Origin of the sequence: Corynebacterium sp. HMSC072A02 (assembly GCF_001810085.1) — a bacterium.
GTDB lineage: Bacteria > Actinomycetota > Actinomycetes > Mycobacteriales > Mycobacteriaceae > Corynebacterium > Corynebacterium hesseae.
On record NZ_KV799862.1, the window covers coordinates 14595 to 33540 of the forward strand.

At 62.1% G+C, this 18946-nt stretch carries 18 protein-coding genes; 9 read left to right on the top strand and 9 right to left on the bottom strand.

Annotated elements, in window-relative coordinates; all coding sequences use genetic code 11:
* The first annotated feature begins 18 nt into the window (after positions 1 to 18).
* Positions 19 to 864: an LmeA family phospholipid-binding protein gene (locus HMPREF2698_RS09365; protein WP_070522947.1), complete on the top strand. Its 846-nt coding sequence runs from the start codon at positions 19 to 21 to the stop codon at positions 862 to 864.
* 50 nt (positions 865 to 914) lie between these two features.
* On the opposite strand, the gene HMPREF2698_RS09370 is transcribed toward HMPREF2698_RS09365, so the two are convergent.
* The gene (locus HMPREF2698_RS09370; protein WP_070532383.1) at positions 915 to 1955 is read right to left on the bottom strand and encodes a diacylglycerol/lipid kinase family protein; all 1041 of its coding nucleotides are present in this window, start codon (positions 1953 to 1955) and stop codon (positions 915 to 917) included.
* A 63-nt stretch (positions 1956 to 2018) separates the two neighbouring features.
* On the opposite strand from HMPREF2698_RS09370, the gene HMPREF2698_RS09375 reads away from it, so the two are divergent.
* Complete coding sequence (locus HMPREF2698_RS09375) at positions 2019 to 2693, top strand: heme-binding beta-barrel domain-containing protein (protein WP_070522940.1); 675 nt, start codon at positions 2019 to 2021, stop codon at positions 2691 to 2693.
* A gap of 17 nt (positions 2694 to 2710) precedes the next feature.
* Here HMPREF2698_RS09375 and HMPREF2698_RS09380 read toward each other — a convergent pair whose 3' ends face one another.
* Positions 2711 to 3598, bottom strand: coding sequence for an aminodeoxychorismate lyase (locus HMPREF2698_RS09380; RefSeq protein ID WP_070563994.1), 888 nt, complete (start codon positions 3596 to 3598; stop codon positions 2711 to 2713).
* Positions 3599 to 3628: 30 nt separating this feature from the next.
* Here HMPREF2698_RS09380 and HMPREF2698_RS09385 point away from each other — a divergent pair, with 30 nt between their 5' ends.
* Positions 3629 to 4690, top strand: coding sequence for a CAF17-like 4Fe-4S cluster assembly/insertion protein YgfZ (locus tag HMPREF2698_RS09385; protein ID WP_070563997.1), 1062 nt, complete (start codon positions 3629 to 3631; stop codon positions 4688 to 4690).
* Between the two features lie 187 nt (positions 4691 to 4877).
* Positions 4878 to 5105, top strand: coding sequence for a DUF3073 domain-containing protein (locus tag HMPREF2698_RS09390; RefSeq protein ID WP_070522931.1), 228 nt, complete (start codon positions 4878 to 4880; stop codon positions 5103 to 5105).
* A gap of 107 nt (positions 5106 to 5212) precedes the next feature.
* Here HMPREF2698_RS09390 and purM read toward each other — a convergent pair whose 3' ends face one another.
* The 3 genes from purM to HMPREF2698_RS09405 are packed head-to-tail and all read right to left on the bottom strand — an operon-like array spanning position 5213 to position 8212.
* Positions 5213 to 6265: a phosphoribosylformylglycinamidine cyclo-ligase gene (gene purM, locus HMPREF2698_RS09395; protein ID WP_070522927.1), complete on the bottom strand. Its 1053-nt coding sequence runs from the start codon at positions 6263 to 6265 to the stop codon at positions 5213 to 5215.
* 14 nt (positions 6266 to 6279) lie between these two features.
* On the bottom strand, positions 6280 to 7773 hold the full coding sequence (purF, locus tag HMPREF2698_RS09400; RefSeq protein WP_198531011.1) for an amidophosphoribosyltransferase: 1494 nt from the start codon (positions 7771 to 7773) through the stop codon (positions 6280 to 6282).
* Positions 7774 to 7807: 34 nt separating this feature from the next.
* Positions 7808 to 8212, bottom strand: coding sequence for a sterol carrier family protein (locus HMPREF2698_RS09405; RefSeq protein ID WP_070522921.1), 405 nt, complete (start codon positions 8210 to 8212; stop codon positions 7808 to 7810).
* Positions 8213 to 8245: 33 nt separating this feature from the next.
* Here HMPREF2698_RS09405 and HMPREF2698_RS09410 point away from each other — a divergent pair, with 33 nt between their 5' ends.
* Positions 8246 to 9280, top strand: a complete 1035-nt coding sequence (locus tag HMPREF2698_RS09410; protein WP_070522918.1) for an acyl-CoA thioesterase — start codon at positions 8246 to 8248, stop codon at positions 9278 to 9280.
* A gap of 38 nt (positions 9281 to 9318) precedes the next feature.
* Here the strand turns inward: HMPREF2698_RS09410 and HMPREF2698_RS09415 are convergent, their stop codons facing one another.
* Together HMPREF2698_RS09415 and HMPREF2698_RS09420 are read right to left on the bottom strand one after the other, a co-directional pair.
* Complete coding sequence (locus HMPREF2698_RS09415) at positions 9319 to 10248, bottom strand: MaoC/PaaZ C-terminal domain-containing protein (RefSeq protein ID WP_070564003.1); 930 nt, start codon at positions 10246 to 10248, stop codon at positions 9319 to 9321.
* Positions 10249 to 11589 carry a 3-oxoacyl-ACP reductase gene (locus HMPREF2698_RS09420; RefSeq protein WP_070564006.1) on the bottom strand — a complete coding sequence of 447 codons (1341 nt, stop codon included), beginning with the start codon at positions 11587 to 11589 and terminating at the stop codon, positions 10249 to 10251.
* A 185-nt stretch (positions 11590 to 11774) separates the two neighbouring features.
* Between HMPREF2698_RS09420 and HMPREF2698_RS09425 the strand changes: the two genes are divergently transcribed.
* From HMPREF2698_RS09425 to HMPREF2698_RS09435, 3 genes are all read left to right on the top strand, one after another.
* Entirely contained in the window at positions 11775 to 13073 is a 1299-nt protein-coding gene (locus HMPREF2698_RS09425; RefSeq protein WP_070564009.1) for an acetyl-CoA C-acetyltransferase, read from the top strand.
* Between the two features lie 28 nt (positions 13074 to 13101).
* Positions 13102 to 15186 (top strand): acyl-CoA dehydrogenase family protein, encoded by a 2085-nt coding sequence (locus tag HMPREF2698_RS09430; RefSeq protein ID WP_070532369.1) that lies wholly within the window; start codon positions 13102 to 13104, stop codon positions 15184 to 15186.
* A 95-nt stretch (positions 15187 to 15281) separates the two neighbouring features.
* The gene (locus HMPREF2698_RS09435) at positions 15282 to 15923 is read left to right on the top strand and encodes a DUF6891 domain-containing protein (protein WP_070522903.1); all 642 of its coding nucleotides are present in this window, start codon (positions 15282 to 15284) and stop codon (positions 15921 to 15923) included.
* Between the two features lie 43 nt (positions 15924 to 15966).
* On the opposite strand, the gene HMPREF2698_RS09440 is transcribed toward HMPREF2698_RS09435, so the two are convergent.
* A complete protein-coding gene (locus HMPREF2698_RS09440) occupies positions 15967 to 16620 on the bottom strand; it encodes a PAQR family membrane homeostasis protein TrhA (RefSeq protein WP_196189552.1) in 654 nt (217 codons plus the stop codon).
* Positions 16621 to 16910: 290 nt separating this feature from the next.
* Here HMPREF2698_RS09440 and HMPREF2698_RS09445 point away from each other — a divergent pair, with 290 nt between their 5' ends.
* Positions 16911 to 17948 (top strand): alpha/beta hydrolase, encoded by a 1038-nt coding sequence (locus HMPREF2698_RS09445; RefSeq protein ID WP_070564012.1) that lies wholly within the window; start codon positions 16911 to 16913, stop codon positions 17946 to 17948.
* 189 nt (positions 17949 to 18137) lie between these two features.
* On the opposite strand, the gene HMPREF2698_RS09450 is transcribed toward HMPREF2698_RS09445, so the two are convergent.
* Positions 18138 to 18824 (bottom strand): DUF3800 domain-containing protein, encoded by a 687-nt coding sequence (locus HMPREF2698_RS09450; protein WP_070564015.1) that lies wholly within the window; start codon positions 18822 to 18824, stop codon positions 18138 to 18140.
* Between the last annotated feature and the right edge of the window lie 122 nt (positions 18825 to 18946).

Consider the following 18946-nt stretch of genomic DNA (forward strand, 5'->3'; position numbering starts at 1 on the left):
TGCGGTAGTAATAGAGGGGTGACTGTCATCTACCTCAACCGCACTGCCGTACGCCTTGCCGCCGTTGCGGGTGTGGCCCTGACAGCATGGCTGGCGGATTCAGCGGTGGCGATGCACGCAGAACACACCGTGGCCCAGAAAGCCAAAGCCAGCTCCCAATTGGAAAACACCCCGAATGTCTACATCGGCGGCGTCCCCTTCTCCCTTGCCGCGCTAACCAAAGAGATTCCATACCTGGAGGTCAACTCCTCCGACGTGGAAGTTCCGAAACTCGGCATGGTCAATGCCTCCACAACACTGCGCGACATCACAATTAACCCCGAACAACTCTTCAGCGGCGAACTGGAAGGCTCACCGGTATCCACCTATACGCGCAGCATCAGCCTCGACGGAGTGGCCTTGGGCCGCATGCTGGGTATTACTGACCTCTCCATTGCCAACCCCGATAATATGTCCCCCACCGGCGGGCCCTCCGCCGAGGCTGAGCTCACTGGCACGCTGCCGGGGGATACCACCAAGTCCACCGCGACGGTGACGCTGCGCCTCGTCGGCCCAGAGTTTCGCATGAGTGTCTACGGGACTGATGACGAACGCTTGAAAAAGGCCTTCGGCCTGGTCTTGGACACGCGCCAACTCCCGTTGCCTTCTCAAGCCACCTCCGTGAAACTACACGGCGGCTCCATCACCTTCGAGGTACAGCGACGCAATATCACGCTAAAAACAGCACAACTCTCCCCGCTGGAGATCGATGGTTCGGAGGAGAAGGCCGTCGAGGATGCCGCGCAAAAAGCGCAAGACACCGCCAACGAAGTGGGCAGCGCGCCGACGACGCCGCCGAGTTGGCGTCAAAATAGGCAAAACTAAGCCGACGGTGCACCAGCGGTACCCGCACCGCAGGCTTTTGCTACCGCCGGCTACTTAATACGGATGAGATCTCGCAGGACTCGGCGGAAGCTGCGGTGAATGGGCGGTGCCGGGTCGATGGGAGCAAAGACTTCCAGCGCGTCTGCTTCCGACTCCAAGTGCACCTCCGTAAAGGTGCCTTCCGACTCCCCGTCCGCTTGGAAGCGGTGCGGCTTAGGGCAGACCAAGTCCACCTCAACGGCATCCTCAAAATGCAGCGTGCGGGCATCCGTGACCTTATTCAACCAGTGACGGTGATCCACGCCGAACAGGTGGAGAACGCCCACGAGACCATCAATCCCGCCAAGATCCGACACGCCAAAAAGGCCAAGCCCCTGATCGAAGGAATTGCGCGGATTGGTCACCACCGGCAGCGGTCCCAGGAAGGTCCACGGGTTGGTGTTGGAGGTGAACATGACGGGAACGTCATCGGCCGCGAAGGTTTCGCCCGAGCTCGAGCGCGCACGCACATTAATGCGCGGTGGGCGGATGCGGGCGCGCTGATAGGCCTGAAAGGCCACCGCCAGGTAGCGCAGCGGGGTGGCTGAAAAGCCCATCTCCCGTGCACGGTCCACGCGAGCCAGCACGTCTGCATCCAGCCCGAAACCAGCATTGACCGCAAACCACCGGTCATTCCACATACCCAACGACACGGTGCGGCGGGTATTTCGCTCCAGCATCCGGGCCAGCACGTGCGCCGCCTCGACAGGGGTATTGGGGAAACCAAGGGCGCGGACGAAGACGTTTGCTGAACCAGTAGGGATCACCGCTAGCGCCGGGATCTCCTGGGGGCTAGGACGCTGTGCGGAATTCGCCGGGCCGAGCAACCCGTTGACGATCTCATTGACCGTGCCATCGCCGCCGAAGACCAGGATGACGTCAAAGTCCTCCCGCGTCATACCGCGCACCATGTCTTCCGCGTGGCCCGGGTAGTGCGTGAAGCGAGCGAGCAGCTGCAACCCATCCACCTCCCGAATGACGGGCAAAACCTCTCGGAAGAGAGCCGCATTCTGGCTCGTAGAATTAGGGTTTGAAATCAGCAAAGCGCGCATGGCTCCCTAGACTACTGGAGCCTAGTGGTTTCCGCGGCGCTGCCACGACTACGCTGGGGCAGCATGAGCGAACAGACAAATAGCGAGAAAAACACGGAAAACACCCACCCGGAGAACACCAAGGTAGACGGCAACGCGGCCGTCAACCAGGCAGCGGAGGCATGGAAGGATGCAGCCTCCCGCAACATTCCCACCGTTGATGTAGCAGATAATCCCCTGCCGGATGAGACGGCGAACTTGCGTCAGGGCCCGTCGCTGCACGATGGTCTGCTCGGGCTTCTCCCCCTCGTCGGTGTATGGCAAGGGGAAGGCCAAGCCCACAGCACCGACGGTGAACAGTACGCCTTTGGCCAGCAGCTCATCATCGCCCACGACGGTGAGAACTACCTGACCTATACGTCCCGCACCTGGAAGATTGATTCCGAGGGCAACCCGGTTGGCCCCGATGTCCGCGAGTCCGGGTTCTGGCGCATCTCACTCAAGGACGAGATTGAGATGACCTATACCTCGTCCAACGGCATCAACGAGATCTTCTATGGTTCGCTGTTTAACGAGCGCGCCTGGCAGCTCGAGTCTGCGTCCACGATGGTCACCGAAACCGGCCCCGCCAACCTCGGCCCCGGCAAGCGCATGTATGGCCTCATGCCGAACAACAACCTCGGCTGGGTGGATGAGCGGCTTGTCGACGGCGAAATGCGCCCTTACATGTCCGCCGAGCTCACCCGTGTGGCTGGCTAATTAGCAGTGCGGCGAAGTTAGCGTGCCAGGGCGGCGTCGATCAGCGCGCGTATCTTCTCCGCGTTCGCCGGCGCCTTGAGCTTCTTTTCATTCAGGCGCGTCACACGCACCGCAGTGCGCACCGAGGAGACGAGCCACACTGAGTCAGCCTCCTCGAGGTAGCGCAGATTCAGCTCCTTCGCCTTGCAGCGATATCCCTGTTCAGAGGCATACTCAAAGAGCGCAGCTTGCGTGGTGCCAGGCAGTATTCCCTTGCCCGCCGGGGTGCGCAGCTTTGTACCCTTGACCGCCACCACGGTGGAGGTGGCCCCTTCCAAGACCAGCCCCGTATCGGGATCGGTAAAGATCACATCATCAAATCCACGCTCGCGGGCCAGGCGCAGCGTGGCCATCGTGGCCGCATAATTCAGCGTCTTCGCCGGCAGCTCTTCCGCCACCTGCCACAGACGCGGCGTGCTCATCACCTTGACGCCGGTATCACGCTGCGCCACAACGTCATCCGGAATCTCCTGAACCACCACCCATGCCGTGGGCACCCCAGTCGAGGCCCGCCCGCGGGTATAGGTCCACGTGCACTTGGCCTCTCGCGCTAAACCGTCCTCGCCTTCCCCGGCGGCGGGACCACAATAGTCCGCGATGGCCAGCTCGGTGGCTTCTTTCCACTTGTGGATGGGCGGCTCCGGAAGATCGAGAGCACTCGCGGAATGCCGGAAGCGCTCCGCGTGGCGATGAAAGTTGGCCGCCTTACCGTCACGCACGAGGAGGGACTCGAAGATACCGTCACCGCGTGTGACCGCAGCATCGTCCCAATAGACCAACGGTAGGTTCGGCATATGACGCCGCACCGACCCCCCAAACGGTTCCACGACGTAGATGACCGGCTCTTTCCTACGCTGAAGGCTCATAGACCCGATTATGCCCTACCATCGGAGGGCGTGAGTTATACTTCGCCACTTCTTTCCCGGCCCGGGGCCGCTGAGTTCCAGGGCACCACGCTTGTCGACGTCTCCGGTATCCCCTGGCACTACGGCAACCCCCTCGTGGAGCAGCGCGCGGTGGAGACAGGTTCCGCCATCATCGACCGTTCCCAACGCCGGGTCATTGCCGTTTCCGGGCCCGATGCCCGGGCTTTCCTGCACAACCTCCTGAGCCAGAAGCTCGATGACGTGGACGCCGGATTCTCTGCCGGCGCCCTTGATCTAGACATGCAGGGCCACGTCCTACACCACATCGACCTGTCCTTCGACGGAGAAACCTTCTACCTCGATGTGCCACCGGCCCAGTTCGAATCTTTGCGAGACTTCCTCACCGCCATGATTTTCTGGTCCCAGGTCACCGTGGAGGAAGCAGACGCGGCGATCATCACCGTGCTGGGCAAGCCGCTACAGAAGCCTTCCAGCGCCGTGATGGAGCGCTGCGTGCACTGGCCGGGCTGCCCGCGCCAGGATTTCCTCGTGCCGCGGGGTGAGCTGGAGACAGCAGTCGCAGAGTTGGAAAAGCAGGGCGGAAAATTAGCGGGGCTCATGGCCTATACCGCCGAACGAGTGCGCGCACGCGAACCAGAATTGGCCGCTGACCTCGATGCGAAAACCATCGCCCACGAGGTTCCCCAGTGGATCCGACGCAGCGATGATAACCCCGCGTTCGTCCACTTGGAGAAGGGCTGCTATCGCGGGCAGGAGACGGTCGCGCGCGTAGAGAACCTCGGGCGCTCTCCACGCCTGTTGATCATGCTGTACCTCGACGGCTCCGCTCCGGAGCTCCCCGTAAGCGGGGCGGATATTTCGCTGGGGGGACGGCGCGTCGGCAAGCTCGGCACCGTGGTAGAGGATTGCGATTATGGCCCCATCGCGCTTGGTCTAGTGAAACGCAGCGCCCTCAACCACGGGGATCTGAGCATTGGTCCAGTGGCGGCATCGGTCGAGCCGGACTCCATTCCCGCCGACGAGGGCCCCAAGGCCGGGCGCGCCGCTGTGGACCGGCTGCGCGGAAAATAGTGGCGAAATGCACACTGCCCGTTGGCCGCGGGCTAGCGCACTTTTCCACGCACCACTGGGGGGTAGTTCGGAATTTTTTCTTCACACAGGCTATGGTGTCTTACAGGAACATACACATATCTGACTAAGACGATGGGGCGGCCAAGAATCCCTGGACCGCCCTACACACCTCAAGGGGGTCATGCACATGGGACGCGGACGCGCAAAGGCAAAGCAGACCAAAGTTGCACGCCAGCTGAAGTACAATTCGCCCGAGATGGATCTGGATTCGCTCCAGCGTGAGCTCGCCTCACAGAACTCCAAGCGTTCCCACAACGAGGACGAAGACCCATACTCGGAGTACGCGGATTACGAGGACTACGCAGATCGCTGGGACTCGGATGAGTGGGATGAGGATGATTCCGACGCGCGCTAGGCGCGCGAGTCACTGTCCCACCCTGTACATCACCTAAGCGAAAGGCCGGAGCCGTCTCCCCTCTACTTAAGGGGAAGCGCCTCCGGCCTTGTTCCTTTTCTCAGGACTTAGAACCCTGGGTGCTCGCCGGTCATGACAACGCGCGGCTCGCCCTCTTCGGCAGCACGAACGGTGCCCAGTTCCCACGCCTCCACGTGGCGGGCGGTCATCATAGCCAATGCTCGCTCGCGATCCTCCGGCGCAACGACGGCGATCATGCCAACGCCCATGTTGAAGGTCTTCTCCATCTCCTCGAGGGCAACCTTGCCCACCGAAGAAATGGTCTTGAAGATCTGGCCCGGAGTCCACGTCGAACGGCTCACCTCAGCGCTCAGGCCCTCCGGGATGACGCGCTCCAGGTTGCCGGCAAGGCCGCCTCCGGTGACGTGGCAGAAGGTAGACACCGCGCACTCCGATGTCAGCGCCAGACAGTCCTTGGCGTAGATGCGGGTAGGCTCCAGAAGTTCCTCGCCGAGGGTGCGGCCTAGGTCTTCCATGTAGCCGTCGAGCGGCAGACCCGCTTGCTCCAGGAGCACGTAGCGCGCCAAGGAGTAACCGTTGGAGTGCAGGCCGGAGGACTTCATGGCGATGAGAACGTCGCCTTCGCGCACCTTATCCGGGCCGAGCAGCTCATCAGCCTCTACAACGCCAACCGCAGTAGCGGAGACATCGTATTCATCCTTACCCATCACCCCTGGGTGCTCGGCGGTCTCGCCGCCGAGGAGCGCTGCACCAGCCTGGACGCAGCCCTCAGCAATGCCCTTAACAATCTCCGCTACCTTTTCCGGCACTACCTCGCCCACGGCGATGTAGTCCTGCAGGAAGAGCGGCTCAGCGCCGCACACGACAAGATCGTCCACGCACATGGCGACGAGGTCGATGCCGATGGTGTCGTGCTTGTCCATGGCCTGGGCCACAGCCAGCTTGGTGCCTACGCCATCAGAGCCAGCCGCAAGGACCGGTTCCTTGTACTCCCCCAGCTTGAATAGGCCGGCAAATCCGCCGAGCCCGCCCATAACCTCGGGGCGGGTGGCGCGCTTGGCGTGGGGGGTGATTAGCTCTACTGCGCGGTCGCCTTCCTCAATGTTGACGCCGGCGGCAGCATACGTGTTCTCGCTCATGAGTGACTTAGTCCTTATTCGTTAGTTGTCGTCGAGCCCTGCAGGGTGCGCACGGCCTCAGCATTGGGGTTTCCGGCAGGCAGTCCGAGTGGGTACTTACCGTCGAAACATGCGCAGCACAGTTCGTTGCGCGGCTGTTGAGTAGCCGCCACCATCTCATCGGTGGAGACAAATCCCAGCGAATCCGCACCAATCGCGGTGCAGATGGTCTGTGCTACCTCTTCCGGATCATCGGAAGGGTTGGCGTTGGCAATGAGCTCGCCCGGGGAGGCGAAGTCGATGCCGTAGAAGCACGGCCACTTCACCGGCGGGGAGGCGATGCGCACGTGGACTTCGGCAGCACCGGCTTCCCGCAACATCCGGATCAGCGCGCGCTGCGTGTTACCACGCACGATTGAATCATCCACCACGACGATGGACTTGCCTTCAATGACCTCCCGCAGCGGGTTGAGCTTGAGGCGAATGCCCATCTGGCGCTGGGACTGCGTGGGCTGGATGAAGGTGCGGCCCACATAGGAGTTCTTCACCAAGCCGTGTGCGAAGGTCAGCCCGGATTCGCGAGCATAACCGACGGCAGCCGGGTTGCCAGACTCGGGAACGGGGATCACCATGTCCGCATCGGGTGCCGGGTATTGGCGCGCTAGACGACGCCCAATTTCCACGCGCGTGGCGTTGACAGAACGGTCCTTGATATTCGTATCGGGCCGAGCCAGATAGACATATTCGAAGACGCAACCATGGCGCTTGGTCTCGGCGAAGCGCTCGGAGCGGATTCCGGTCTCATCGATGGCAACGAGCTCGCCGGGTTCGATCTCCCGGATAAACTGCGCTCCGACGATGTCGAGCGCACAGGTCTCACTGGCTACCACCCAGCCGGTAGTGAGGCGGCCGAGGGCAAGCGGGCGCACGCCATGCGGATCGCGGGCGGCGTAGAGAGTGTGCCCGTCCGTAAAGGTCAGGCAGTATGCGCCCTTCACCGTGGGCAACAATTGCAGAGCCGAATCAAAGACGGTGTTGTCCTCGTTGACGCCGTCCGCCAACAAGATGGACAGGCACATGGAATCCGAGACGGACTCTTCCTGCGGCTTGATGAGCCCGCGCCGCACGGCCTCTGCGCGCAGCTCCAGGTAATTTACTAGGTTTCCGTTGTGGCCGAGCGCGATGTCAACGCCGCTGGGCGACGTCCCAAACATCGGCTGCACATTCGACCATTCCTTGCCGCCTGCGGTGGAATAACGCGTGTGGCCGACGGCCACGTTTCCATGCAGCGAGCTCAGGATGGATTCATCGAAGACATTGGAGACAAGGCCCATATCCTTAAAGACGACGATGCGATCATCATCGCCCACCGCGATACCGGCGGCCTCCTGTCCGCGGTGTTGGAGGGCGAAAAGCCCGAAGTAGGTTAGCTTCGAAACCTCTTCTCCTGGTGCCCAAACACCGAAAACTCCGCATTCTTCGCGGGGTTCCGGATCCAGGCTGGGATCCGTCGACAAGGGCTTAGTCATGCTCTGGACGTGTTCAGCTACCACGGCGCCAATCCTAGCTGTTTGGGCCTGTGAAAACTAACGGAATCACGGGCAAACAGGCTGCAATGTCGTGGGAGCGGGATCCGGAGGCGTCCACGCGGCCGGCGTTAAGCGCCTGCTCCCAGCCAATGACTCCCGTTGCCAGCTGCAGCCATGTCAGGGGATCCATCTCCACCACATTCGGAGGGGTACCCCGGGTATGGCGGGGACCGGCGATGCACTGGACTGCCACGAATGGGGGGACCCGCAACTCCACGGAATGTCCCGGCGCGTCCGCCTCCACCAGGCGGGCTGTTGTGCGGGTGGCCTTCGCCAGAGCAGAGCGACCTGGTTTTTCGGTCCTCTCAGGGTCACGGATCCACTCCGCCACCGCTTCGACGGCGGCACGGGTGGTGGCGGCATCAACGGCCTTTTTCATACGCTATGCACACTCCCTGATACTTTGTTATCCATGTCACCAACCATGCCACCAAGCTCCTCGGAAGAAAAGAAGCCTGTCCCGACTGGGAAGTCCCCCTCCATCACGCTGCGGTTTATGGCCGCCCCGACAGATCTCACCATCGCCGGCGCCCAAGGCATCGGCGGCGGGCGTGTTTTGGAATGGATCGATAAGGCCGCCTATGCGTGCGCGGTTCAATGGTCCGGTACCTACTGCGTGACGGCCTACGTGGGCCACATTCACTTCACGCGCCCGATCCCTTCGGGCCACTTGGTAGAGGTACGCTCGCGCATCGCGATGACCGGGCGGTCCTCCATGCACATCGTCAACGAAGTGCTCTCCGCTGACCCGCGCGATGGCATCTTCACACGCGCCTGCGACTGCCTCGTCATCTTCGTGGCCAAGGACACTGAGACCGGAAAGTCGATGGCCGTTCCGCCGCTCGTTCCGGATTCCACTGAGCACCAGCGCGTATGGGAGGCTGCAGAGTCCCGCATCGAGCTGCGCAAAGCCATCGAAGCGGAGATGGAAAAGCAGACTTATGACGGCCCGTCCGACGCTCCCCGCATGGTCAACCGCTTCTTGGCCAAGCCCACCGACGTCAACTGGGGCGGCAACGTCCACGGCGGCACCGCCATGGAATGGATTGATGAGGCGGGCGCTGCCTGCACCATGGAGTGGTCCGGCGAGCACACCGTCGCGGTCTATGCCGGCGGAATCCGCTTCTACCGGCCAATCCACATTGGAGATCTCATCGAGGTGGATGCCCGCATGATGCGCACGGATACCCGCTCGATGCAGATGTCCGTCCACGTGCGCTCAGGCAACCCGCGCGGCGGCCGCGAAAAACTGGAGACCGCCATCCACGCCACCGTCTCCTACATGGCGATGGACGCTGACTGGCAGCCGCTAGCTGCCCGCCAATTCACTCCCCGCACCGAGGAAGACAAGCGCCTCTGGGAGCACGCCGGCATCCTTCGCGGACTGCGCGGCAAATACTCCCCGAAGCCACTGGTGGTGGCACCAAAGCACCAGCACGTGGATTAACAAAAGGATGAGCCCGAGGCTCATCCACTGGGCCGCGCCTACTGTAGAGGCTCAACCCGGCACGCCACGTGGAGGGAGCTTGGGTCCTTGGCCTTGCGCAAGGTGACGGTGCGGGCTTCACCACCGCTGTCCGTGGTGCCGCCGGGCGCTACGTAAACTCCCGTGGTCGCCGGAAGGATGACGGGCTTGTAGAAGTCCGCGCTGATGCGCACAGCACCGGGGAGGGTGCCGTCGAGCACCGACAGCATGCGAGCGTGCGTGTACATGCCGTGCGCGATGGGCGCGGGGAACCCGAAGAGCTTGGCACCCACCGTGGACACGTGAATGGGGTTCTTATCCCCCGATGCCGCGGCATAGACGCGGGTGCTTTCGGGGCTAAAGCGCAGCGTTGCCGTAGGCGTTCCCGCCTCATCGCCGGGGAAGTCGAGGAAGCGCTCGGCCTCCGGACGTGTTCTCACTTGTCGCGGGGTGTCCTTGGTGAACTTGGCCCCCTGGCCGAGGAAGACTGACGTCTGGCGCCAGATCTCCTCGCCACCAACGCTGTACGTGGTCACCATATCGATGACCAACCCTTTGCGGTGCGGGCGCAGGTTTTCCGCGTGCACCGCGATGTCACAGCGCTCGTCGACGCGCAGCGGGCGTTTCTGCTCGATGCGGTTGGACAGATGCACCACGCCCACGGCTGGGAACGGAAAGTCCGGTGCTGCCATGACCTTAATGGCGAGCGGGAAGGCCAGCGCGTAGAGATAGGTAGCAGGCAGCTCGTTGCTCAGCCGCAGGCCCGTGGCCTGACAGTAGCGAGCCAGGTGCTCGGTGTCGACGCCTACGCTGTCGACGCGGTACGCGGTCTGCGGGTCCTCAACCTTGCGCTTGCCCGCCCCCAGCCCGGGGATGGGGACCGCACCCAGCATGAGGCTGCGGTAGAGCGCAGGAAGATCCGGAATCTCGTTGAGTGTGGTGACGTTCATTTAGGCTCCCATGAGGTTCTGACCGCAGACGCGGACGGTGTTGCCGCTCACCGCCGCGGAGGCCGGCGAAGCGAAGAAGGCGACGGTCTCCGCGACGTCGACAGGCAAGCCGCCCTGTTGCAGTGAGTTCAGGCGGCGGCCGATCTCGCGCGGGCCGGTCGGCATCGCCGCGGTCATGGCGGTTTCAATAAAGCCCGGCGCCACGGCGTTGATGGTGGAGCCGTTCTCCGCCAACACTGAGCGCAAGGAATCAACGAGGCCAATGATGCCGGCCTTGGTCGTGGCGTAGTTGGTCTGACCGCGGTTGCCGGAAATGCCAGCCATAGAGGACACACCAATCACTGCGGCACCCGGCGCGAGGGAACCGGATTCCAAGAGGCTTTCGGTAATGCGAACCGGCGCCAAGAGGTTAACGGCAAGAACAGAGTCCCACTGGCCTTCATTCATGTTGGCCAGCAGCTTGTCACGGGTAATTCCGGCGTTGTGGACGATGACGTCAATGGCTCGGCCGTGGCGCTCCTGCGCGTGCTGGGCAATCTTGTCTGCGGCTTGGGGGTCGGTGACGTCGAGGGGCAGCGCGGTGCCCTTGACCTTGTTCGCGGTCTTGGCCAAGTGCTCGCTGGCCTGCGGGATGTCGATGCAGATGACGCTGGCACCATCGCGCGCCAGCACCTCAGCAATGGTGGCGCCGATGCCGCGGGCAGCACCGGTCACCACCGCCAGCCGCCCGTCGAGCGGCTGCTCCCAGTTCTGCGCTTCGCCATTGGCCGCCGGAGAATCGTGTCCCTGGGCACTGACGCGCACAACCTGCCCGTCCACGAAGGCTGACTTCCCAGACAGGAAGAAGCGGAGCGTGGACTCCACCTCTGCGGTGGCAGCAGGGTCTGCCCACACCAGGTTGACGGTACCGCCCTTGCGCATTTCCTTGGCCAGGGAACGGGTGAACCCTTCGAGTGCACGGGCGGCAATGCGGGCGTCGATAGTGTCCGCAGCTTCCGGGGTGGTGCCGATGACCACCAAGCGCGCGCACGGCAGAAGGTTGCGCATCTGTGGGTTGAAGAAGTCATAGAGCTCACGCAGCTGTTCTGGGGTCTCCAGGCCGGTGGCGTCGAAGACGAGGGCGGCGCGCTTCGCCTCCGCGGAAGCATTGATGACCTGGTAGTCCACGGCTAGCTGAGAGCTCAGAAACTCAGCGATGCGCCCCTTGCCGCCAATGACGATGGGGCCATCGAGAGCTGGTTCCCCAGCCTTGTGGCGGCGCAGGGGGTGGCCTTGGGGTACTCCTGCTTTGGCGGCGAGCGGTGAGTTGATGAGCTTCTCAGCAATTGTGACGTTCGGCATAGGCTGGCATGTTCCTTTCTCGATTCTTCACAACCTTGCGAGCTTTGTTGAGCTGGTTGCAAGGTTAGTTAATTGAGTGATAGAACTAACAATATCACTTTAGTTGTGACGCGAAATGAACAGTCGGGTTGCTACCCCCTCCCGCTGGGATGATTCGCACGAGACCACTCGCGAAGGAGTTTTTAATGACCAACCCCCCGCACCGCGTAGCCATCCTGGGTGGCAACCGCATCCCATTTGCTCGTTCCAATAAGCAGTACGCCCACGCGTCCAACCAAGACATGCTCACCAGTGCGCTGGATGGACTCGTCGCACGCTACGGGCTTCACGACGAACGCCTCGGCCTCGTCGCCGCCGGCGCTGTGCTCAAGCACTCCCGCGATTTCAACCTCACCCGCGAGGTCGTTCTAGGCTCCGCCCTCGACTCCACGACCCCCGCCATCGATGTACAACAGGCCTGCTGCACTTCTCTTGCGGCAGCTATCCACGTCGGTGATGCCATTGCCCAAGGCCGAATCTCCGCCGGCATCGCGGGCGGAACGGACACCACCTCGGATGCCCCGCTGGCCGTCAATGACACGCTGCGCCGTACGCTGCTCAACCTCACCCGCGCCAAGACCGCTGCGCAGCGCGCCCAGCTCATCGGCTCTATCCGTCCCTCGCAGCTGGCCCCGGAACAGCCGCAGAACGGTGAGCCGCGCACGGGACTCTCCATGGGTGATCACGCCGCCATCACCGCCCGTGAATTGAACATCGGCCGCGAGGCCCAGGATGAGTTGGCGCTCGCCTCCCACCAGAACCTCCACAAGGCTTGGGAGGAGGGCTTCTTCGATGACCTCACCACGGGCTTCCTCGGCGTCAACCGCGATACCAATCTGCGCCCGGATTCCTCCTTGGAGTCCTTGGCCAAGCTCAAGCCGGTCTTTGGCAAGCGCGATGCTGAGCAACACGGCGCGCAGGCCACGATGACTGCAGGCAATTCCACGCCGCTGACCGACGGCGCCTCCGTCGCCCTCCTCAGCTCCGAGGAATGGGCGGCCGAGCACAACATCGAGCCCCGTGCCTTCCTCGTGGACTCAGAGACCGCGGCCGTCGACTTTGTCCACGGTCCCGACGGCCTGCTCATGGCCCCCACCTACGCGGTCCCGCGCCTGCTCGAGCGCAACAACCTAAGCCTGCAGGATTTCGATTTCTACGAGATCCACGAGGCCTTCGCCTCCCAGGTCTTGGCCACCCTGTCCGCATGGGAGGACGAGACCTACTGCCGCGAACGCCTCGGTTTACAGTCCGCGCTAGGCCCCATCGACCGCGCCAAGCTCAACGTCAAGGGCTCCTCCCTGGCCGCCGGCCACCCCTTCGCCGCCACCGGCACCCGAATCCTCGCCACCACCGCCAAGATTCTCGAAGAAAACGGCGGCGGACGGGCCCTCATTTCCATCTGCGCCGCCGGCGGTCAGGGCGTCGCGGCCATCGTTGAACGTTAAGAAAAGCCTCCCAGAAAGGACCTTCACCATGCCACTGACCAAGTCTTCCGCTGACAAAAAGTCCATCTCCCCGGAGCTCAACAACCAGGCCTCCACCGACGCCCCCAAGGCCGAGGCCCGCAGCCCACACCGCCTGCCCACCACCCCGAAGCCTGCTGTTGCCACCGAACTTGCCGCGCTTCTCGACGGCCCCCACGCCGCCTTCCGCCAGGAGCTGCGCACCTTCCTCAACGATCCTTCGCTCTTCCCGAACCCGGATCTGCCCATGGCGGAGCAGCGCCAACACACCTTTGAGAACCTCTCCAAAGTTTGTGACTTCGGCGGATTCAACCACGGCCTGCGCCGCGCCAACGGCGGTGCCGGAAAGCCAAATCTCTCCACCTTCACCCTCGAAGGCTTGGCGTGGGTCGACGGTTCGCTGGCGATTAAGTCCGGTGTGCAGTGGGGCCTGTGGGGTGGAGCGCTGGATCAGCTAGGCACCGAGCGCCACCTCAAGTGGGTTGAGAAGGCCGCCAGCCTGGAGTTGCCGGGCTGTTTCGCCATGACTGAGCGCGGCCATGGTTCCGATGTGCAATCCCTCGAGACCACCGCCACCTTCGACCCGGAGACCGATGAGTTCATCATCAACACCCCCTCCGATTCCGCGGTGAAGAACTACATCGGTAACGCCGCCAAGGATGGCCGCGCCGCAGTCGTCTTCACCCAGCTCATCACCCCAGATAGCGACGGCCGCTCCCACGGCGTCCACGCCATCATCGTCCCCATCCGCGATGAAGAAGGCAACGAGCTGCCAGGCGTTACCTTGGGCGATCATGGCCACAAGGGTGGTTTGGTAGGCGTCGATAATGGCACCTTGCGCTTCGACAACGTCCGCGTGCCGCGCGAGAACCTACTCAACCGCTTCGCCGATGTGGACGAGAAGGGCAAGTACTCCTCCCCCATCGAGTCCAAGAATGCTCGCTTCTTCACCATGCTGGGCACTCTCATCCGCGGCCGCATCGGCGTATCCGGCGCAGCGGGCGCCGCCACCGAGGCTTCCCTGGACATCGCCATCCGCTACGCCAACCGCCGTCGTCAGTTCGAGGGCGCGACCGGCGCCGAGAAGCGCCTCATTGAGCACCGCCAGCACCGCCGCCGCCTGCTCATTCCGCTGGCCCGTACATACGCGCTGCACCTGCTCTACAACCAAATTCTGGAGCGCTACCAGGAGCAAAACGATCAGCACGAGGCTGGCACCTGGTCTGTGACGGAGCCGACCGAAGAGCAGAAGTTTGCCTCCCGTGAGATGGAATCCCTGGCAGCTGCCATCAAATCCGCGCAGACCCAGCACGCCACCCGCACTATCCAAGAGTGCCGCGAGGCCTGCGGTGGCGCCGGCTACATGTCCGAGAACCGCCTGACCACCTACCGCGCCGATTCCGATGTCTTCGCTACCTTCGAGGGCGATAACACTGTGCTCATTCAGATGGTGGGCAAGAACCTGCTCACCGCCTATGGTCGCGCGATGAATGACATGAGCCCGTGGGACACCGTGAAGTACGCGGCTACCACCGCCACCGATGTGGTTCGCCGCCGCTACGGGTTCACTACTCGCCTGCAAGGCCTGGTGGACCGCGTGAATCCTTCAGAGGCCTCGCTTTTCGACGCCACCTACCAGGCCAAGCTGATCGACGATCGCGCCCAGTCCATCCTCTTCTCCCTCGTGCGCCGCATCCAGCCGGCCCGCAAGGCCGATAAGGTGCAGGCCGCTGCCATCGTGGACCAGTGCCAGGATCACCTCATCGCCGCCGGCTGGGCCCGCGTGGATACCTTGTTGGTCCAGGCCATGATTGAGGCAGAAGAGCGCCTTGAGGAAGGTTCGCTGGCACGCCAGGTCTTCGAGCAGCTGCGCCACCTCTTCGTCTTCGACACCTTGGTTCAGCACGCGGGCTGGTACCAGGAGCATAACCTGATTCCGGCCGGCCGCATGAAGGCCGCCCGCGCTGCTATCAACGACCTCGTCGATTCGCTCGCACCATGGTCCGTCGTACTCGTGGATGCCTTCGGCGTTCCGCCTGAGGTGCACAACATCCCGATGCTCACCGAGGCCGGTGTGGATCCGCTCCACGTCTAGTCACGCCACGCATCTCGAGGGCACCTCCGCCACCTGGCGGGGTGCCCTCCCTGCTTTCAACGACTGTCAGCATCACGCATCTACCATCCACAGGCATGACCACACCACACTCCATGTTCTCCAGTTCCTTCCCGCCTTCCGAAGACATCTTGGTCTCCGGAACCCTTCGCAACGACATCTCGCTGCATCTGTGCCACGGCCATTCACGCCAGGACATTCACAACGACTTTATTGAGCTTCTCGACGATCCTTCCGAGTGGACGACAGTGCGCACGGATCCCTTCCCGGAAGATTTCGATTCCATCATTGACGAAGTTGCCGCTAAGTACGCACAGAAGGTCACAGAGAAGTCCGCAGACGCACAGCGCCTCGACGCCCTCCGTGATGAGCTGCAACAGCGCAACCTAGCCTTCAGCTTCGACGAGGGCTGGGACGCCTCCGACGGCGCTGAATGCGGCGCCGAAAAGGCGGAAGAAGACGGTGCCGCAGGATATGTTTATTGCCACATGCAGGACGTCGACAGGTTAATCCACACCGGAGACCTCTTCTTTGGTTTCGGCACCATGAGAACCGATGCCGAGCTCAGCACACCTGTGGCCGTTGGCGAGCTACTCGTCGAAGCGCTGCGTGCGGTTGGCTTTAATCCCACGTGGGATGGCAACCCTAACGCACGCGTGCTGTGCCAAGGCCTAGTCGTCGAATTCCCCCTCGCGGAGGACCTCACCGACGCTGAATAAGCTCCATCCCCATAAATTCCGTGAAGCTAGCCCCCGTATTCGGCTAGCCCGCAACAACCATCCAGATGGCTACCATGTGCACCACCGCCGCGGCAATCGTCGCGGTGTGGAAGTGCTCGTGGTAGCCATACCAGCGCGCGTTGCGCCCCGGCCACTTGAAGCCGTACATCAACGCACCCACTGAATAGACCACGCCGCCGGCAAAGAGAAGCCACACCACAGCCGGTCCTGCGGACTGCCACAGGTTCGGCAATAGCGGCAGGATGAGCCAGCCCAGCACGAGGTAGACCACCACGTCCAGCCAGCGTGGGTGATTAATCCACACCAGATTCAAGATGACGCCCATGATGGCGCCCACCCACGCCGAGGTCAGCATCCAAAGCGCCTGTGTTGGCTCCAGCACGATGGCGCACAAGGGCGTGTAGGTCGCCGCGATAAACACCGAAATCGTCGCATGGTCAGCACGCCGCCACCATTGCACCGCACGCATAGACACCCACGGCCAGCGGTGGTACAACGCCGAGACCGTAAAGAGGCCCACCACGCCGACGCCGTAGACCGTCACCGCGAGCCCCTGCCACCACGGCAGCGTCATCCACGCAAAGGTAATCAGAACCGTCGATGCGATCAGGGAGGCAATGGCCGCAAAGAAGTGCCCCCAGCCGCGCGTTAATGGGCGCGGGCCGCGGTCCGCCATCCAGTACGTTCGCTGGATGAGCTGCTCTATCGTGCTGCTTTCCTGCACAGAGCCTTCTTCAACTGGAAATTCTTGCGGGGACGATTTCTGAGCACTGGGTGCGTTCATAGTGGGGGCCTTGCCTTGCCTGAGATGCGGGTCATGCGTATAACGCATTCACTCCCAAAACTTACGTACCCGTAACTATACGGACGAGCATTGTGGCAGACAAGGGTGGAGCAACAGTTTTCACCAGTTTTTCTTCCAATATTTGCAGTTCGAGGGCGCTGGCCACGTAAACTACCCACATTATGCTTTCCTTTGTCTCACGCTCTCGCCGCACCGCGGCGCTGTTCGCAGCTGCCATGGTGGCGCTGGGGGCGGCGTCGGCAGGCGTCGGCTCCGCTTCCGCACAGTCCAGCACCATCGGCGAGGTTTCCTCGCGCGTGACCAACCCGCAGCCCTGGCTCGGTGACAAGGCCTTCATTACCTCAAAGCGCCACATGGGTGGCAACCACTGGGTGGTAGACGTGTGGTCCCCTGCCAACCGTGCGGTGATTTCTAATAACGTCCTGCTCCCCGAGGGCGATAAGCCGCGCCCCTCCTTCTACCTGCTGCCCGGAGTGGAAGGCGGCCAGGCCGGCATGAACTGGATGACCCACTCTGATATCCGCAATTGGGCCGTGGGCAAGAACGTCAACGTCGTTATGCCGCTCGGCGGCGCCTATTCCCTCTACACCGATTGGAATGCCGAGGACCCCATCCTGGGTGTCAACAAGTGGAACACATACATGACCGCTGAGTTGCCCCCGCTGATCGACGCCGAATTCCACGGCACCGGCCGCGATGCCATCGGCGGCATTTCTTCCACGGGCGGCGCCGCACTCGACATCGCCGGCCACGCCCCACAGCGCTACAAAGCAGCAGCCTCCTACTCCGGCTGCCCGGTGCGCTCCGGCGCGATTGGCTTCCCCACCTCCACCGCGATGATCGCCTATGGCGGCGGTTCCTCCTTCAATGCGTGGGGCCTGCCGGGCTCCCCGCAGTGGTTCGAGCACGACCCCAACGCCAACCCTGGGCGCCTGCGCGACGTCGAGGTCTTCGTGGGCTCGGCCTCCGGCACCCCGGGTCCCATCGATGGGACCAACAACCCCAGCCAATGGCTCGGACCCCGCGCGGTAGAGACGGTTGCTAACCAGTGCTCAGAGGAATTCACCCGCAACGCCCGCAATGCCGGGGTGCGAGTGAACCGTTACTTCAGCCCCCAGGGTTCACACACCTTCAACCTCTTCTCCCACCAGATGAAGCTGAGCTGGGACCAGACCATCGCCCGCACCATCGGCGCTTAATTGGTTGGTTCCTAGGAGGTTGCCGCCTCACGGCGGGCGGGGCCGGCCCCTCGCTCCTGCCTTCGGCATTTCCTAATAGCTCCCTTGCCTCCCCACACGATGAAGGTCTAAACTCAAGGCGAAAGGTTCCGCCCCACTGAAAGAGCCCCTGAAGGCTTTCCGGCTTACGCCGGTAGGTGGGGCGGTCGCTTATTTTCGGACCGGGCCACTCCAGTAATAGGTCTTTCCCGCCGAAAACATATTGAATTGATCCCAATTTTGCCGCTGCGAAAGTGCTTGAACGTACTGTCCCTTGCCTCGTTCCATTTTCTGAAACCAGGACCAAGAAAAGTAGTCAGCAATCTGACCGTTCAAATCCTGTTTTACTGGATGAAAGAGCACACGGAACTTTAGCTGTAGACCTTTCAACAGAGGCTTTATCCTCTTTTCAAATGCCGATCTTTCCTTGCCAGTAAGAACCGAGTCGAAAATTAAGATTACGTCGCTTACCTCTGAGTCTCCCCACACCGCATTAATCCACTTCCCCATTGCACCAGCAAAGAGCCCTAAAAGCTGCGGTGGAGACTGGTAAGCCGGATGCGTCATTCGCTTATCCACCCAGATCGTGTGGACACGGCACCGATCAAGCTCATTAATTCGGTCTATTACCCGCTTTCGCGTTCCCTTCGAATTTTCTGTTGCATGAAACTCAAGGTCTTTACTCCCCGCTGCCATAAGTTCATACTTCAGCGCTTGCAGTCCTATCGCAGTGCCTGCTGGATCGAAAGTGCAAAATGCTGTGATTAGGAAGTGCGTGGAGGCTTTTGCACCAAACTGCATATCCCCCGACTCATCGAGAAAAACATACAAAGTTCTTTTTCTCTTCACGTCTTCCATCTCTGTTCCCCGGCCCCCGTACGCAGCTATTACTAATAGTCTACAACGCTGACTGGAGCAATTAGACAGTGCGGGCAGGGCCTCGCCTTGGCGAGAACCCTGCCCGGTTGCAGTGGCGTAGG

Excerpts from the sequence above, each read along its gene's own strand:
- HMPREF2698_RS09370 (WP_070532383.1), bottom strand. The coding sequence starts at position 1,955 with ATGCGCGCTTTGCTGATTTCAAACCCTAATTCTACGAGCCAGAATGCG.
- HMPREF2698_RS09375 (WP_070522940.1), top strand. The coding sequence starts at position 2,019 with ATGAGCGAACAGACAAATAGCGAGAAAAACACGGAAAACACCCACCCG.
- HMPREF2698_RS09380 (WP_070563994.1), bottom strand. The coding sequence starts at position 3,598 with ATGAGCCTTCAGCGTAGGAAAGAGCCGGTCATCTACGTCGTGGAACCG.
- HMPREF2698_RS09390 (WP_070522931.1), top strand. The coding sequence starts at position 4,878 with ATGGGACGCGGACGCGCAAAGGCAAAGCAGACCAAAGTTGCACGCCAG.
- purM (WP_070522927.1), bottom strand. The coding sequence starts at position 6,265 with ATGAGCGAGAACACGTATGCTGCCGCCGGCGTCAACATTGAGGAAGGC.
- purF (WP_198531011.1), bottom strand. The coding sequence starts at position 7,773 with ATGACTAAGCCCTTGTCGACGGATCCCAGCCTGGATCCGGAACCCCGC.
- HMPREF2698_RS09405 (WP_070522921.1), bottom strand. The coding sequence starts at position 8,212 with ATGAAAAAGGCCGTTGATGCCGCCACCACCCGTGCCGCCGTCGAAGCG.
- HMPREF2698_RS09410 (WP_070522918.1), top strand. The coding sequence starts at position 8,246 with ATGTCACCAACCATGCCACCAAGCTCCTCGGAAGAAAAGAAGCCTGTC.
- HMPREF2698_RS09415 (WP_070564003.1), bottom strand. The coding sequence starts at position 10,248 with ATGAACGTCACCACACTCAACGAGATTCCGGATCTTCCTGCGCTCTAC.
- HMPREF2698_RS09420 (WP_070564006.1), bottom strand. The coding sequence starts at position 11,589 with ATGCCGAACGTCACAATTGCTGAGAAGCTCATCAACTCACCGCTCGCC.
- HMPREF2698_RS09425 (WP_070564009.1), top strand. The coding sequence starts at position 11,775 with ATGACCAACCCCCCGCACCGCGTAGCCATCCTGGGTGGCAACCGCATC.
- HMPREF2698_RS09430 (WP_070532369.1), top strand. The coding sequence starts at position 13,102 with ATGCCACTGACCAAGTCTTCCGCTGACAAAAAGTCCATCTCCCCGGAG.
- HMPREF2698_RS09435 (WP_070522903.1), top strand. The coding sequence starts at position 15,282 with ATGACCACACCACACTCCATGTTCTCCAGTTCCTTCCCGCCTTCCGAA.
- HMPREF2698_RS09440 (WP_196189552.1), bottom strand. The coding sequence starts at position 16,620 with ATGGCGGACCGCGGCCCGCGCCCATTAACGCGCGGCTGGGGGCACTTC.
- HMPREF2698_RS09445 (WP_070564012.1), top strand. The coding sequence starts at position 16,911 with ATGCTTTCCTTTGTCTCACGCTCTCGCCGCACCGCGGCGCTGTTCGCA.
- HMPREF2698_RS09450 (WP_070564015.1), bottom strand. The coding sequence starts at position 18,824 with ATGGAAGACGTGAAGAGAAAAAGAACTTTGTATGTTTTTCTCGATGAG.